The sequence below is a fragment of the Gordonia sp. GONU genome, from assembly GCF_024733855.1.
GTDB lineage: Bacteria > Actinomycetota > Actinomycetes > Mycobacteriales > Mycobacteriaceae > Gordonia > Gordonia amicalis.
The window spans coordinates 21,323-35,777 of sequence record NZ_JANRHB010000045.1; the positions used below are offsets into that span (position 1 = coordinate 21,323).

Below are 14,455 nucleotides of genomic sequence, written 5' to 3' on the forward strand. Positions count from 1 at the left end.
TCCCGACTCGCGACCGCGGCCGGGCAACAGCCCACGGCGCCGGGCACCGGTCACGTTCCTCGCGCCCCTGGTCCACCCGCTTTCGATACGGTTGCGGCATGGCAGCCACTGCAACGCGGGAAGCGTATCTGGAGACGGGACTGACAGTGCTCGCCGATTCGGGCTACGGGTCGCTGAAGCTCGCCGAGGTGTGCAAGCGGCTCGGGGTCACCACCGGGTCGTTTTATCACTTCTTCAAAAACTGGTCCGCCTACACCTCACAACTCATCGAGCACTGGTACACGTCGCGGACCGAGAGCGAGATGTCGGCAGCCCGGTTCGAGCCCGACCCGCAACAACGGATCGACGGCCTCATCGAGTACGGCCTGGCTCTGCCGCACGGTGCCGAATCGGCGATCCGCACCTGGTCCGCGATCGATCCCGCCGTGCGCAAGGTCCAGGAGGATGCCGACCGCGCCCGCTACGACGTCGTGTTCGACGCGGTGCTCGAACTCCTCGACGACCGGGTCATCGCCCACCGGTACGCAAGCTGGGCGCTCTACCTTCTCACCGGCTATGAACAGACAACCCTGCCCAAGGACGTCGACGCCCTGAAATGGGCTGCCCGCCAGATCACCACAGATCTCAGCCGCGAAGTCCGCCGGCACCGCCGCGAACAGCGCGCGATGGCCGTCGAGAAGTCGCGCGCCGACGAGTCCCGCGACTGACGGCGCACGTCGCCGTCGGCGCGGAAACCACGAGGAGCCGACCCACATGACCGCCGACATCATCGCCCCCGGCCCCGCGTCCGCCGACAGCGCGACCGGGGACGTCTTCGAACGCGTTCGTGCCGCGCACGCCGCCGTCCTCGACGACGCCCGCCCCGTCGAGGTCGATCGGCAACACCGGCGCGGCCGGTACACGGCCCGGGAACGCGTGCGAATGCTCACCGGGGGTGCGTCTTTCATCGAGTTCGGCGCTCTCGCCATACCCGACTCCCCCGACGGTGCGCACGCTCCGGGAGACGGCGTCGTCACCGGCGTGGGCACGATCGACGGACGGCCCGCGGCCATCGCGGCGTTCGACTTCACGGTGCTCGGCGGCAGCAACGGCGCGGTGGGGATGTCCAAGATCGAGCGGTGCGTCGAGCGCGCGTTGCGCGACCGTATCCCGCTCGTCCTGCTGTGCGACGGTGGCGGGCACCGGATTCAGGAGGGACTCGACTCGCGACTTGCCGCAGTCGGGTCACCGATGCTGCAGCGGCTCGTCGACCTCTCCGGGCTCGTACCCACGGTGGCGGTGATGCTCGGACCCGGATTCGGCCTCGCCACCAACCTCGCCGCACTGTGCGACTTCGTGGTGATGGTCCGGGAGATCTCCACCATGGGCATGTCCTCGGCCCCGTTCGTCCGCGCGGGGACCGGCGAGGATCTCACCAACGAGGAGATCGGTGGAGCCGACGTCCAGACCGGTTATGGAACAGCAGATCTCGCTGCCGATGACGAAGAAGAGGGCATCGACGCCGTACGCGCCTACCTCAGTTACCTACCGTCTCACGCCGAGGGCTTCGGGCCGCGCGGCTCCGGCCGGATCCCGTCGACCGCGGATCGGATCGACGAGATCGTCCCGACCTCGATGCGACGCGCCTACGATGTCCGCGACGTGCTCGACGCACTGGCCGACCAGGATTCGGTCTTCGAGATCCGCGCCGCGGCGGCACCCAACATCGTGACCAGCTTCATCCGTGTCGACGGGCATGCGATGGGCGTCGTCGCCAACCAGTCGCTGCATCTCGGTGGGGCACTGGACAGTCCGGCCTGCGAGAAGGCCGCACACTTCATCGCGGTCTGCGATGCCTTCGGTCTGCCGCTCCTGCTCCTCGTCGACCTGCCCGGCTTCCTCATCGGTTCCGATGCCGAGGCCTCCCAGTTGGGCAGGCGCAGTGGACGTCTCGCCTACGAGCTCGCCATCGCCACCGTGCCGCGGTACATCGTCGTGATGCGAAAGGCGTACGGCGCGGCCTACGTCGCGATGGGCGGCGGCCGCAGCATCGACGCGGACCTCGTCCTGGCCTGGCCGACGGCCGAGATCTGCGCCATGCCCATCGAGAGCGCCGTCGACATCGCCTACCGACGCGACATCGCTGCCGCCGACGACCCCGAACAGCGGCGGACAGAGGTGATCGCGTCGCTTCGCGAGGCGGTCGACCCGGTCCGCGCCGCGCAGGGCTTCGGTATCGACGACGTGGTGTTCCCCAGCCAGACGCGCGCACTGCTGGCCGACGCACTCGCCCGGTCGGCGTCGAACGGTTCGGGTGGACGCCGTGAACCCCGGGTACCCGGCAAGCGACGGTCGATCTCCCCGATCTGAACCCGGCGCCGATGAGCCCACCCCCGAACCCTGAGGTGCGAGGAGCGGCAACGACGAACGGGCCTCGGAGGGTACTCCCACACCCCTCGAGGCCCGCTCACGGCGGAGATCAGATCACGCAGGCAACAGGTAACTCGGTAGGTCCGCGATCGAGGTGCCGATGAGTCCCAGCCAGTTGAACGGCAGGTGGTACACGAAGACCAGTGTGACCATGCAGAAGCCGAGGACGGCGAAGTTGCGCACCGGCTCCCGGAGCGCCGGGCGCCAGTGCACGAGTCCGACCTCGATGGGCGACAGCCCCTCGGGATGATCCTGCGCTTCCATCCGCATCCAGGTGAACACACACCCGACAGCGGCCACGAGGATGGACTCGTAGATCGGGAACTGGTGTACGGTTCCGGCCCAGAGGGTCAGCGGCTCATAGGTTTTGGCGAACGAATAGGCGTGGGTGGTGCGGATGACGACGTTCTCCACGATGAAGTCGAAGAGGAATTCACCGATGAAGACGTAGGTGAAGAGCGTCACCTTGCTCATGTTCGGCCAGCGACGGCGCGCCTTGTTCGCGTGATGGCAGGCGACGATTGCGACGCCGGCGCAGAAGTAGACATACATCGGCGGGCCCCAGATGAGGGACTCCGCGTAACGACTCGGCGCCTCGGGGTTGTGGAAGGGCAGGAATTTCACCCAGACGCCCATGTTGACGTTCTCGCTGTTCCACGCGAAGAGGTACTCCTGCACGTTGAGGAACGCGTCGGCGACGAAGCAGATCAGGCCACCGATCACGAATCGTCCGTCGAGGCTGAGCTTTCCGGTCTTGCGGATCGGTTGCACCACCGAGAACCAGATGAAGGCGGCCAGCACCAGGAGACTGATCACCTCGAAGACCCGCAGCGCGATCAGGCGCCAGTCGGCCATCTCGTCCGGACCGATCTTCGGCGCCGGGGAGAACTCGGTGTCGGAGGTGACCCAGCGTGCGATTGTGTTGACACACACCAGGAACCACACGAGCCCGACGGCTGCGAGGAAGGTTGTCGAGCCGCGCCGTGGCAGTGGCGGCACAGCGGTGTCCTCCGCCTGTTTCGCCGCACTGTCGATCGCCATCACATAACTCCCGTTCTGTTTGTCGTCCGACCGGTTGCCGGACTCTGCCCGCATCACGATTCCGCCGCAACGGGTTCGGCCCGTGACTCGGCGGCTTTGACGAGGATCTCGACCGTCCCGGACGCGCCGTCGACGCGGATCCGGTCACCCGTGGTCAGCGTGGTGGTGCCCGTCCTGGTGTTCATGACACATGGAACGCCCATCTCCCGTGCGACCACCGCGGCATGGCTCATCATCCCGCCGATGTCGACGACGAGCGCCTCGGACAGGAACATGAGGGAGACCCATGACGGATCGGTCGTGTGCGCGATCAGGATGTCGCCGTCGGAGACCTCGGCGTCGGCAGGTTCGGTCACCACGACGGCCCGGCCCTCGACGGTCCCCGGGGATGCGCCGACCCCGGACAAGATGGTTCCGGCCTGCCCTGACTCGGCGCCGGTTTCTTGCGCGCGCTCGGGTTCGGGGTTGCCGACCCATGCGGCGGGCAGTTTCAGCGACTGGTACTCCAGGCGCCGCGCCCGACGGTCGGCGACGATCGACCGGACGCCGTCCGGCAGTGCTCTCGCCAGTTCTTCCGCGGTCAGATAGAAGGCGTCGTCAGGCGTGTCGAGCACACCGTCGGTGACGGCGTCGGCTCCCAGACGGCGCGCGCAGGCCCGGATCACGTCGAGACTCTGCAGGTAACTCACCTTTCCGACCCCGCGCAGCGGGATGAACAGGCGAGCCAGCCGCAGCGTCAGTCGAGTTCTCATCCGCCCCACCCCGCTACCGGCGAACAACGTACGCTCGGCGGCGGCACCCGCCCGTTCGAGCGCGGCGGCGCGCTCTTGCGGGCTCTCACTGTCCGGCATACCGGCGAATGAGGTGATCAGTCGTTCGACGGGCGCCGGGTCCTCGCGCCAGCTGGTCGATGCCGTCTCACCCTCGCCCGCGCAGTGATACCCGTGCCGGACGAGGAATTCCGCGAGCGAGATCTCGCCTCGCGACACGTTCCACATGTCGGCGAGAACGACCGATTCCTCGTGCGAACCGTGTCCGCGGAGCAGGTCGGTGATGTCCACGCCCGCCCTCTCGGCCAGTGTGGTGATCTGCTCCTGGACGGGTTGGATGGCGCCGGCACTCACGATCGCCTGCAGTTCCAGTGCGTGGGTGAACCGTTCGACCGCATCGGTGAGAAGGGACCTGACCTGGTCCTGGCCGAGGGTGCCGATCGTGGCGATCGACTGCCGCCACCAGGCGTCGATGTCTGATCTGTCCCGACGCATCCGGCGCACGATGGTCGCCAGCATCCGCGGATAGCTGACCGCGATGACGGGCAGACGCCGCATGGACGGCGAACTCACGAAGTCCTCGGGCACGAAGCCGAAGAAGTCGCGGGCCAGGGCGTCACCGGATTGTCCGGGGATGAGATCTCCCATGCGGCAGAGGAAGTCGACCCGAACCGCCATCCGGCCGAAGAAGGCGCCGGTGATCCGCTCCAGCGGATCGTCGGGGATCCCGGCGCCGCTGCCGGTCAACACCCCCATGGCATGGAAGGGCGACCGGAGACCCATCTCGCTGGCAGGTACCCACACGCTGGCGGTCAGCGGGGTCATCACGCCGGACACCGCCTCGGCGAGGTTGATCGAGCTCCAGGAGGCCCCTGGCGGGGACTGCGCGTTGAGGACGTCCATTGATCCACTCCTTGTGGCCGGAGGCACGGCGAGTGTGCCGTGGGCCACACTATAAACCAACTTATGGTACTTTTCTAACACAAAATAAATCTTCTGGTCCGAGGAGAACACCATGACCGCCCCCGTGACGACCGACGGAATCGACTCTCCCGTAAGTGAGGTCGGGCAGTGGCTGGCAACCGGCCTCACCTTCGCGCTCGCCCTCGCGGCCATCGCCTACGTGGTGCGCATCTGCGTGCGCGACAGAATCATCTGGCCCGCCATCCTGCTCGCCAGCGGCGGATTGACCTGCCTGATGGAGCCCCTCTTCGATCACCTGTACGGGTTGTGGTTCTACGAAGAAGGGCAGTGGCACCTGTACACGACGTTCGGGAGCAACCAGCCGATATGGGTACCGGCGGCGTACATCGCCTTCTACGGCGGCGCGACGGTGTTGATCTCCCGCACACTCGCCCGACGTCCCCAGATGCGGACGGTGTGGTCGCTGTACGCGTCGATCGTCGCCATGGCCGTGATCGCCGAGATCACCTACATCAGCATCCTCGAGGTGTACTGCTACCAGGACCGCCAGCCGTTCGTCGTGCTCGGCTATCCGATCTTCCTCGGTTTCACCAACGCGATGAGTGCCGTGGTCAGCGGGATCGTCGCCTATCGACTCGTACCGCTGCTCCGCGGAGCGGCTCAGTTGTACCTGATCACCCTGGTTCCCGGCGCGTTCGCCATGGGCCTGTTCGGGACCGGCATCCTCTATCTGTCGGTGCGCCACTCCGAGAACCCGTCGATGATCCTCGTGTCCCTTGCCGCACTGACCGTCGCGGGCGGGATCGCCTGGACGATCCGGATGCTGGGACGGCACCTGGTGGACGGCCGGAACCCGGTAGATCCGGCCTTGCGGCCGGCGACGCACACCGCCGATGACGAGCGCCGCACGCCGGTCGCCTAGGCGCCCCGCCGGGACACCCGGACCCGGCACGATTTTCCACCCGGCAAGTTTTGATTCTATGTTAAATTATGTCGGCAGGCATGGGTGAGAGATCGATCCGCCCTCCACGCGCCCCGACCGGAGCGCCCACGTGCCCCCCAGTGATGCGCCGATGCCGCTGAGCATCGATCAAGACCAAGGAGAACAGATGGCCGAGGCATACATCGTCGACGCGACCCGTACGGCGGTCGGCAAACGAGGAGGCGGGTTCGCCGACCGGCACCCCGCGGACATGGCGGCCCACGCGATCGCCACACTGACCGGCCGGCACGACTTCGATCCGGCCGAGATCGACGACGTCATCCTGGGCTGCCTGGACAATCTCGGCTCGCAGGCAGGGGACATCGCCCGTACCGCGGCACTCGCGGCTGGTCTGCCCGAATCGGTCCCCGGCGTCACCATCGACCGTCAGTGCGGATCCGCGCAGCAGGCAATCCATTTCGCGGCGCAGGCCGTGATGAGCGGCACCAGCGACCTGATCGTCGCCGGTGGTGTGCAGAAGATGAGTCAGTACCCGATCCTCTGCGCTTTCGGCGCCGGTGAACCGTACGGCTCGTCAGACCCGTGGACCGGGTGCGAGGGCTGGGAACAGCGCTACGGAACGCAGGAGGTCTCACAGTTCCGTGCCGCCGAGATGATCGCCGACAAGTGGGGCGTCAGCCGCGAGGACTGCGAACACTACGCATTCCGCAGTCATCAGCGCGCCCTGGCCGCCATCGACGCCGGGTACTTCACCCGTGAGATCACCGAATACGCCGGTGTCACCACCGACGAGGGACCGCGCCGCGACACCAGCCTCGAGAAGCTCGCCGGACTGAAGCCGCTCTCCGAGGGCGGCAAGGTCACGGCCGGTGTCGCCAGCCAGATCTCCGACGCCTCTGCCGCTCTGCTCATCGCCTCCGAGGACGCCGTCAACCGCTTCGGATTCACCCCGCGTGCCCGGATCCATCACATGTCGGTGCGTGGTGCAGACCCGATCATGATGCTCACCGCCCCCATCCCGGCGACCGAGCACGCACTCAAGCGCGCCGGCCTGAGCATCGACGACATCGACACCTTCGAGGTCAACGAGGCCTTCGCTCCCGTCGTGCTCGCCTGGCTGGCCGACACCGGAGCCGACCCCGCGAAGGTGAACCCCAACGGCGGCGCCATCGCGCTCGGCCACCCGATCGGTTGCACCGGAGCCCGGCTCATGACGTCGATGCTCCACGAACTCGAGCGCACCGGCGGCCGCTACGGCCTGCAGACCATGTGCGAAGGCGGCGGACAGGCCAACGTCACCATCATCGAACGGCTGGGATCATGAAACGCACCCTATACACCGCGGACCACGAGGCATACCGCGAGACGGTCCGCGAGTTCCTGCGCCGGGAGGTCGAACCGTACAAAGCGCAGTGGGACGCCGACCGCTGGATCGACCGCGCGGTCTTCGCGCGAGCTGCGAAGGCCGGGATCTACGCCCTGCAGATCGGTGAGGAGTTCGGCGGCGCAGGCGAATCCGACTACCGCTACCGGATGATCGTGTGCGAGGAGACCGCACGGATCAACGCGCTGTCGTTCAACACGACCATCAGCCTGCAGGACGATCTCGTTCTGCACTACCTCCTGGATCTGACCGACGACGAACAGAAGCGGCGGTGGCTACCCGGATTCGCCGCCGGCGAGAGCATCGGCGCGCTGGCGATGACCGAGCCCGGGGCCGGCAGCGACCTGCGCGGCATCAAGACCTCGGCCCGGCGCGACGGCGACAACTGGATTCTCAACGGGCAGAAGACCTTCATCTCCAGCGGGATCATGGCCGACCTGATCGTCGTCGCCGCCCAGACCGACCCCGAGGCCGGTTCCCGCGGCTTCAGTCTGTTCGTCGTCGAGGCCGACGACACCCCGGGATTCGAACGCGGACGAAAACTCGACAAGATCGGCCTGCCCGCGCAGGACACCGCCGAACTCTTCTTCGCTGACGCCGTCGTACCCCATGCCAATCTGCTCGGCGAAGAGGGCAAGGGACTCCCGTACCTGATGAGCCATCTCCCGCGCGAGCGTCTCGGGGTGACGGCCAAGGCCTTCGCGGTCACCCGCGCCATCCACCAGAAGACGGTCGAGTACTGCCGTGACCGCAAGGCGTTCGGCGGTTCGCTGACCGACCTCCAGCATGTCCGGTTCGAGCTCGCCGAGATGAAGACGGAGATCGACATCGTCGAGGCCTATGTCGATAAATCGGTACTCGCCTACAACGCCGGCGAACTGACACCCATCGATGCCGCCGAGGGCAAATGGTTCGTCAGCGAACTGCAGAAGCGGGTCATCGACCGCTGCCTCCAACTACACGGCGGCTACGGCTACATGACCGAGTACGACGTCGGCCGCGCCTACGTCGACACCCGGGTCCAGACGATCTACGGCGGAACCACCGAGATCATGAAAGAGATCATCGGACGCGACCTCATCGCGTCGGCAGAATGACAGACGGCCCCCTGCGCCAGACCAACGGCGCAGGGGGCCGACACATCCCGCGAGCATTCGGCGTCCGGGCACCAGAAGGGGACTGCTGTGCGAGAACAGTTGGCCATGGCATCTGCGGTCACGCGGGTGGCGGCGACATCGGCCGGTGAACGGATCCGCGGCCGATCGGCGGTCACCAGGCGCGACCAGGTACCGGCGAGCGTGGACCAGCTGACCACCGAATGGCTGACCGCCGTCCTCGCCACCGGGCATCGAGCGGCTCGGGTCACCGGCTTCCGACTCGGTTCCGGCTCGGACGGCACCAGCTCACGCCGAGCCATCACCGTCGACTGGAACGAAGCGGGAATCTCGGCCGGACTCCCCCGCGCGATCTACTCCAAGTCCACGCCGTCGCTCCTCAACCGGTTGCTGGTGGGCGTGACCGGCGCGGCCGGCGCGGAAGCGTTGTTCTACAGCAGAATCCGGCCTGAACTCGACATCGGCGCGCCCGCCGGCTACCACGGCGCCTGGGACCCCCGCAGCTGCCGATCGATGGTCTTGACCGAGGACATAGCCGTCGCGCGCGGCGCCCGGTTCGCCGACGCGTCGACGCTGAAGGTCGACCGTGCCGCCGCGGAGTCCATGGTCACCGAACTCGCCCGCTACCACGGGGCCCTGTGGGAGGACCCTCGGCTCGAGAACACCTGGAACCTGCTGCGTGCCGACGACTGGCAGCGGATGTTCAACGCGCGCATCGGCTTCGATCGTGGTGCGGTCGTGGGTATGCGTCTCCTGCCCGACGAGGTACCCGCGGAGCTCCGGGGTCGCGGCGCCGACATCCGTGCCGGTCTCAGCCGATCGCTCGAGCTCAACGCGAGCGGCCCACTGACCCTCCTCCACCAAGACGTCCATCCGGGCAACTGGTTCACCCTGCCCGACGGCTCGCTCAACCTCTACGACTGGCAGGGAATCGGTCGCGGCGGATGGTCACTGGACGTGAGCTATGCGTTGAGCGCCGCCCTCGACATCGAGGACCGCCGAAACTGGGAGCGCGACCTCATCGAGCTGTACGTGGACCGCCTCGCCGCGTTCGGCGGCCGGCCGCCGTCACCGGACGAGGCGTTCCTCGCCTACCGGCAACAGATGTTCCGCGGCTTCATCTTCTGGACCTACACCTATCTCGTCGGCCGGGTGTCCAAACTGCAGACCGACGACCACGTCCGTCGTATCGTCCGGCGCACCGGTCAGGCGATCGTCGACCTGGAGTCTCTCGACAGCCTCGACCGCATGCCGCGCTGGTAGTCGGCTCGTCCGGACCGCAGAGACCCCTCGCCACCACAGTCCCGCCCCAGTCTGGAGAGTGACCACGCATGTCGGTGGAGCAAAGCTGAATCTCGTCGGTCAGGCAGCGCGGGTCGTGCTGCATCGGGGCACGGAGGTGATGCACGGGACACGCCCCCTGCACCCGGACGAGGCTCCTGGGATGATCCACGCCTCGACCGCGAGTTCGCTTTCCTGCAGACGAGTTCGGACTGGCAACGTCATCTCGACTCGATGATCAACACCCAGGCGATGGTGCGCCGCGGGCTACGCCGAGCCGAATCCGTACTTCCCGAATCACTTCTGCGGCAACGGGACCTGATCTGGCCCGCGTTCGAGGCGTCCCTGGAACTGAAGTCCAGACCGCCGCTCACGCTCCTACATCACGACGTCCACTCGAAGAACTGGTACGTCGACGGCGACGGACGGATGGGCCTCTACGACTGGCAGACGATCGTCAAGGGCACCTGGGCCATCGACTTCGCCTATGCGCTCAACTGCGGTCTCGAGATCGCCGATCGACGGGCGTGGTTCGACGAACTGCTCGGTCGCTATCTGGACGCGCTCGCCGCCGGCGGCGTGACTCCCCCGACGCGATCCGACGCCGAGCGTGCCTACCGGGAGCAGTCGGTACACGGCCTGATCTTCTGGCTGGCGACGATCGGCGCCGGGCGGATGCAGCCGGATCTCCACGACGAGACGGACTGCCTCGTCAACATAGAGCGTCTCGCGTCCGCAGTGGTCGACGCCGAATCGCTCTCCGCGCTGCACTGATTCGGCGGCTGCCCGGTCAGTGCGGGTGCCCGTAGAGCGCGCCCGCCCACAGCGCCACCAGGGGTTCGACGGCCGCATCCTCGTCCGGTAGGTCGGGATCCACCCCGAGCCCGGCAATGTGCAGAACCCTCTCCGTGCCCCAGAACAGCGTCGCCGCGAGCTGACGGCTCGGGACCGTCGACACGATGACACCGGACTCCCGCTCACGTTCGATCTCGGTCGCGCCCGCCTCGATGAACCGTCCCGTGATCTCCAGCCACCGGTCGCGCAACGACGCCTCGGTCGGCCAGTGGTGGTTCACCGCCTGCAGGACCACCCGATGACGACGCCACGCCCTGGTGACGTCGGTGATACTCCGTTCCAGGGCGGATTCCGGTGGGTCGTCGGCAGTACGCCGCAAGAACGGTGACACCGTCTGGAAGATGTCATCCATCGCGCGCTCGAGCAGGCCGAGCAGCACGGCGAAGCGCGACGAGAAGTACGCATAGAAGGTCGCGCGGGAGACCTGCGCGCCGCGCAGGATCTGCGCGACACTGATCTCACTGAAAGGCTTCTGCGCCATCAGCTTCAGCGTCGCGCGGTAGATCTCATCGGGGATCTCGCCGTTCTCGTCCGCGGTCCGTTGCCGGCCGCGCGTCCGCACCACATCTGCCACGAGGCCGACACTACCCCGCCCGAGCGGCACTCCCGTCGACGCCGACGGCGCGAGTGCCGGGTGGTTTTATGACAGTTTCAAAAATAGGTATACAACGTGTCTGCCTTTTGTTAGTGTGACCGAGTACACAAGCGCCCCGTCGGGGGTCGAAGCCATCACAGGAAGGCGTTCGCCGTGAGTTCAGTTCTGAATCTGGCCAGCAGTTGGCCACTCGTGACCGAGGAGGGCTGGCCGCCGAACATGGCGCCGAGTCCCGGTGACTTCACCGCCGGTGCCACCTCGGAGATCACGTTCTTCTTCATCGCCGGTGCAGCGGTCGTCATCTTCGCGCTCCCCTGGGCCATCGGTGCCGCAGTGCGGAGCCGGAACTTCGTGCCCCTGCTGGTCATGGGCAGCGGTCTGGTCTGCAGCCTGCTCGAGCCGATGCTCGATCTGCTCGGCCATCTGCACTGGGCCAATGATCTCGTTCCGGCGTTCACCAACTTCGGCGTGACCGTACCGGCGTTGATCCCCCTCTGTTATGTCGCATTCCTTGGACTCGAGGCGTACTTCTGCTACTTCGTGATCCGCAACGGCGCACACAAGTGGCACTTCGTGATGCTCCTCGGCATGGGCATCATGACCGACGCCGTCATGGAGACCATCGGCATCAACCTGAATGTCTACGAGTACTACGGTGTTCAGCCGTTCGAGTTCCTCGGCTTCCCGTACTGGTGGGGCTTCATCAACGGCGGCTCGTTCGTCACGGTGGGCGCCATCCTCGCCTACGCGGTTCCCCGCCTCAAGGGCGCGCAGCAGCTGCTCCTGCTCCTGGCCGCTCCGGCCGGCATGATGGTCGCCTACTTCGGCGTCGGCTGGGTTCACATCCTCGCGCACAACTCGGCGCTCCCGACCTGGGCACGCTACATCGCGACGATCATCATGATGGTCATGATGGTGGGCTGGATGTTCGTCCTGCATCACCTGGTGGGCCGCAAGGACTCCGAGCCCGCTCCGCGCTGGACCCTCCCGCGGATGTTCATGTACTCGTGGGTCCTGTTCACCCACGCCAGCCGTCAGCGCCTCTGGGACCGCATGGTCGACGAGGGCGGCGTGGGCGCACACGAAGCCCTCGCCACCAACCCCGAGGATCCCGCCCAGGCGGTCTTCGGCCCGCCCGCGAAGCGGATTCCCGAGACGGTCTGACCGACCCACTCCCGCATCAGAACAGCACCCGGCCGGTTGGCCGGGTGCTGTTCTCGTAGGTTACGTTTTGAATATGAATTCGAGTTCTCTCGTCACCGACGAGTCGGTGCCGGCGGTCGGCCTCCCCATCTTCGATGCGGACCGTGCGACCGCATCGATGCATGTGCGGCTCGAGTCGGTGGACGACCACGTCGCTGTCTTCACCCAGCAGGTCCAGGACTGGCAGCGCGGTCCCGACGGCGCGATCTCGCTGGCCGCACTCGGCCCGATGGTCGACGCCGCGGTCGGGTCGGCGCCGTACCTCAGCGCCGGAGGTACCCGGAATTTCGTGATGTCGAGCCTGTCGGCGACCTTCGTCGCGGGGGTCGGAGACGACGACACGGTGAGGGCGCAGTCCCGGCGCGTCGATGTCGACCGACGCACCGACACCGTGGCCTCGGTGGCCGAGGTCCACGGCGACGCAGGGCTCATCGCGGTCGTGACCTGTCGAGCCGTACCGGTGGAACGGGTACTCCGGGACGCCGTGACCGTGTCCCCGCACCACGGACTGCAGACCGTGGACGAATCCGGCACACGCCCCGCGACACCGGCCGCCGGAGCACCGGGCACCGCCGACACCGCCGACACCGCAACCACCCTGCGCAGCAGCGTCTTCGCCGTTGTTCTCGGACTCGAGATCGCGGAGTCGACGACCGCGTCGGTGTCCGGCACCTGGACCACCGCACCGTGGATGCTCAACCCGTTCGACACCGTGCAGGGCGGCGTCGTGCTGGCCGTCGTCACCGAGGCCGCACAGCTCGCACTGGCCGGGATCACCTCCGCGGACGAGGTCATCGGGCTGACGGAGATCTCGGTCGATCTGCTGCGCTCGCCCGCCGCGTCGACCACCTACGACTGGTCCGTGTCCTTCCTCCGAATCGGACGTCGAATGGTCACCATGGCCGTGACCGTGACCGGAACCGACGGCCGTGAACAGGCACGGGCCACATGCACAGCGTTCCGGGTGCGCCGCGACTGATCGCGACACACCCGGAACGTGTTGGGGCACAACATCGGCGGTCCCGCGCCGGGACGACCGGTAGACGGGGCCGGCGAAACCGCTCCGCGCGCTAGACCCCGGACGTGAATTCGTCGCGCGCCCGGTCCTCCTCGTGGAGGCTGCGGCGGATGGTCTCCTGCGCCCGGGGCGGCAAGGTGGGCAGCAACTCCAGCACCCGCTCACGGTGCCGCTGCACCGCCTTGCGTTCGGGCATACCCGGATTGGGCTGCACCTGCGGAATGATCTCGGTGAAGTCCTCCTTGGTACCACCACCGGAGATACCCGCGGCCGCCATCGCCGCCTCCTGCGCCACCAGAGCCTCGTCCTTCTCCTCCGACATACCGATCGGACCGAACCGATCACCGGAGAGGAACTGCTTGACCACCGGCTGCTCCGAAGTCAGCAACTGCTCACGCGGACCGAACATCACCAGTTCCTTCCGGAACAACATGCCGATGTTGTCCGGGATCGTGCGCGCGATGTTGATGTTGTGCGTCACGATCAGGATCGTCGCATCGATCTGAGCGTTGATGTCGATCAACAACTGGCTGATGTAGGCGGTACGCACCGGATCCAGACCCGAGTCCGGCTCATCACACAAAATGATCTGCGGATCGAGCACCAACGCGCGCGCCAGACCCGCACGCTTGCGCATACCACCGGAGATCTCACCGGGAAGCTTGTCCTCGGCACCGGTCAGACCGACCAGATCGATCTTCTCCATCACGATGTCGCGAACCTCGTTCTCCTTCTTCTTCGTGTGCTCACGAAGCGGGAACGCGATGTTGTCGAACAACGACATCGAACCGAACAGCGCACCATCCTGGAACAGCACACCGAACAACGTCCGGATCTCATAGAGCTCTTTGGCCGAACACTGCGTGATATCGGTGCCATCGATGATCACCGACCCCTGCTCGGGATGCAGCAACCCG

The 14,455-nt window shown here is 66.7% G+C and carries 13 protein-coding genes; 9 read left to right on the forward strand and 4 right to left on the reverse strand.

The annotated features are described in order from the left end of the window. The first annotated feature begins 98 nt into the window (after positions 1-98). The gene (locus tag NWF34_RS23635) at positions 99-707 is read left to right on the forward strand and encodes a TetR/AcrR family transcriptional regulator (RefSeq protein ID WP_258326244.1); all 609 of its coding nucleotides are present in this window, start codon (positions 99-101) and stop codon (positions 705-707) included. A 46-nt stretch (positions 708-753) separates the two neighbouring features. Next, complete coding sequence (locus tag NWF34_RS23640; RefSeq protein ID WP_258326245.1) at positions 754-2,349, forward strand: acyl-CoA carboxylase subunit beta; 1,596 nt, start codon at positions 754-756, stop codon at positions 2,347-2,349. A gap of 114 nt (positions 2,350-2,463) precedes the next feature. Here NWF34_RS23640 and NWF34_RS23645 read toward each other — a convergent pair whose 3' ends face one another. After that, positions 2,464-3,450 (reverse strand): spirocyclase AveC family protein, encoded by a 987-nt coding sequence (locus NWF34_RS23645; RefSeq protein ID WP_258326246.1) that lies wholly within the window; start codon positions 3,448-3,450, stop codon positions 2,464-2,466. Between the two features lie 53 nt (positions 3,451-3,503). Further along, complete coding sequence (locus NWF34_RS23650) at positions 3,504-5,045, reverse strand: PEP-utilizing enzyme (RefSeq protein ID WP_258326257.1); 1,542 nt, start codon at positions 5,043-5,045, stop codon at positions 3,504-3,506. A 190-nt stretch (positions 5,046-5,235) separates the two neighbouring features. Here NWF34_RS23650 and NWF34_RS23655 point away from each other — a divergent pair, with 190 nt between their 5' ends. The 5 genes from NWF34_RS23655 (at position 5,236) to NWF34_RS23675 (ending at position 10,641) form a co-directional block, all read left to right on the forward strand. Then, a complete protein-coding gene (locus NWF34_RS23655) occupies positions 5,236-6,066 on the forward strand; it encodes a hypothetical protein (protein ID WP_258326247.1) in 831 nt (276 codons plus the stop codon). A 187-nt stretch (positions 6,067-6,253) separates the two neighbouring features. Further along, the gene (locus NWF34_RS23660) at positions 6,254-7,411 is read left to right on the forward strand and encodes an acetyl-CoA C-acetyltransferase (RefSeq protein ID WP_258326248.1); all 1,158 of its coding nucleotides are present in this window, start codon (positions 6,254-6,256) and stop codon (positions 7,409-7,411) included. Then, a complete protein-coding gene (locus tag NWF34_RS23665) occupies positions 7,408-8,568 on the forward strand; it encodes an acyl-CoA dehydrogenase family protein (protein ID WP_258326249.1) in 1,161 nt (386 codons plus the stop codon). The genes NWF34_RS23660 and NWF34_RS23665 overlap by 4 nt, the downstream gene beginning before the upstream one ends. A gap of 105 nt (positions 8,569-8,673) precedes the next feature. Beyond that, complete coding sequence (locus NWF34_RS23670) at positions 8,674-9,849, forward strand: aminoglycoside phosphotransferase family protein (RefSeq protein WP_258326250.1); 1,176 nt, start codon at positions 8,674-8,676, stop codon at positions 9,847-9,849. Positions 9,850-10,101: 252 nt separating this feature from the next. Further along, positions 10,102-10,641, forward strand: a complete 540-nt coding sequence (locus tag NWF34_RS23675) for a phosphotransferase (protein ID WP_258326251.1) — start codon at positions 10,102-10,104, stop codon at positions 10,639-10,641. 16 nt (positions 10,642-10,657) lie between these two features. On the opposite strand, the gene NWF34_RS23680 is transcribed toward NWF34_RS23675, so the two are convergent. After that, positions 10,658-11,287 carry a TetR/AcrR family transcriptional regulator gene (locus NWF34_RS23680; RefSeq protein WP_258326258.1) on the reverse strand — a complete coding sequence of 210 codons (630 nt, stop codon included), beginning with the start codon at positions 11,285-11,287 and terminating at the stop codon, positions 10,658-10,660. 249 nt (positions 11,288-11,536) lie between these two features. On the opposite strand from NWF34_RS23680, the gene NWF34_RS23685 reads away from it, so the two are divergent. Next, a complete protein-coding gene (locus NWF34_RS23685) occupies positions 11,537-12,481 on the forward strand; it encodes a hypothetical protein (protein ID WP_244278380.1) in 945 nt (314 codons plus the stop codon). A gap of 73 nt (positions 12,482-12,554) precedes the next feature. Further along, positions 12,555-13,499: a PaaI family thioesterase gene (locus NWF34_RS23690; protein ID WP_258326252.1), complete on the forward strand. Its 945-nt coding sequence runs from the start codon at positions 12,555-12,557 to the stop codon at positions 13,497-13,499. 91 nt (positions 13,500-13,590) lie between these two features. On the opposite strand, the gene NWF34_RS23695 is transcribed toward NWF34_RS23690, so the two are convergent. Next, positions 13,591-14,455 (reverse strand): ABC transporter ATP-binding protein (locus NWF34_RS23695; protein WP_258326253.1); only part of this gene is annotated, 865 nt, incomplete at its 5' end.

Coding starts and splice junctions, on each gene's coding strand:
- NWF34_RS23670 (WP_258326250.1), top strand. CDS start 8,674: ATGGCATCTGCGGTCACGCGGGTGGCGGCGACATCGGCCGGTGAACGG.
- NWF34_RS23690 (WP_258326252.1), top strand. CDS start 12,555: ATGAATTCGAGTTCTCTCGTCACCGACGAGTCGGTGCCGGCGGTCGGC.
- NWF34_RS23650 (WP_258326257.1), bottom strand. CDS start 5,045: ATGACCCCGCTGACCGCCAGCGTGTGGGTACCTGCCAGCGAGATGGGT.
- NWF34_RS23635 (WP_258326244.1), top strand. CDS start 99: ATGGCAGCCACTGCAACGCGGGAAGCGTATCTGGAGACGGGACTGACA.
- NWF34_RS23675 (WP_258326251.1), top strand. CDS start 10,102: ATGATCAACACCCAGGCGATGGTGCGCCGCGGGCTACGCCGAGCCGAA.
- NWF34_RS23685 (WP_244278380.1), top strand. CDS start 11,537: ATGGCGCCGAGTCCCGGTGACTTCACCGCCGGTGCCACCTCGGAGATC.
- NWF34_RS23655 (WP_258326247.1), top strand. CDS start 5,236: ATGACCGCCCCCGTGACGACCGACGGAATCGACTCTCCCGTAAGTGAG.
- NWF34_RS23665 (WP_258326249.1), top strand. CDS start 7,408: ATGAAACGCACCCTATACACCGCGGACCACGAGGCATACCGCGAGACG.
- NWF34_RS23640 (WP_258326245.1), top strand. CDS start 754: ATGACCGCCGACATCATCGCCCCCGGCCCCGCGTCCGCCGACAGCGCG.
- NWF34_RS23645 (WP_258326246.1), bottom strand. CDS start 3,450: ATGGCGATCGACAGTGCGGCGAAACAGGCGGAGGACACCGCTGTGCCG.
- NWF34_RS23660 (WP_258326248.1), top strand. CDS start 6,254: ATGGCCGAGGCATACATCGTCGACGCGACCCGTACGGCGGTCGGCAAA.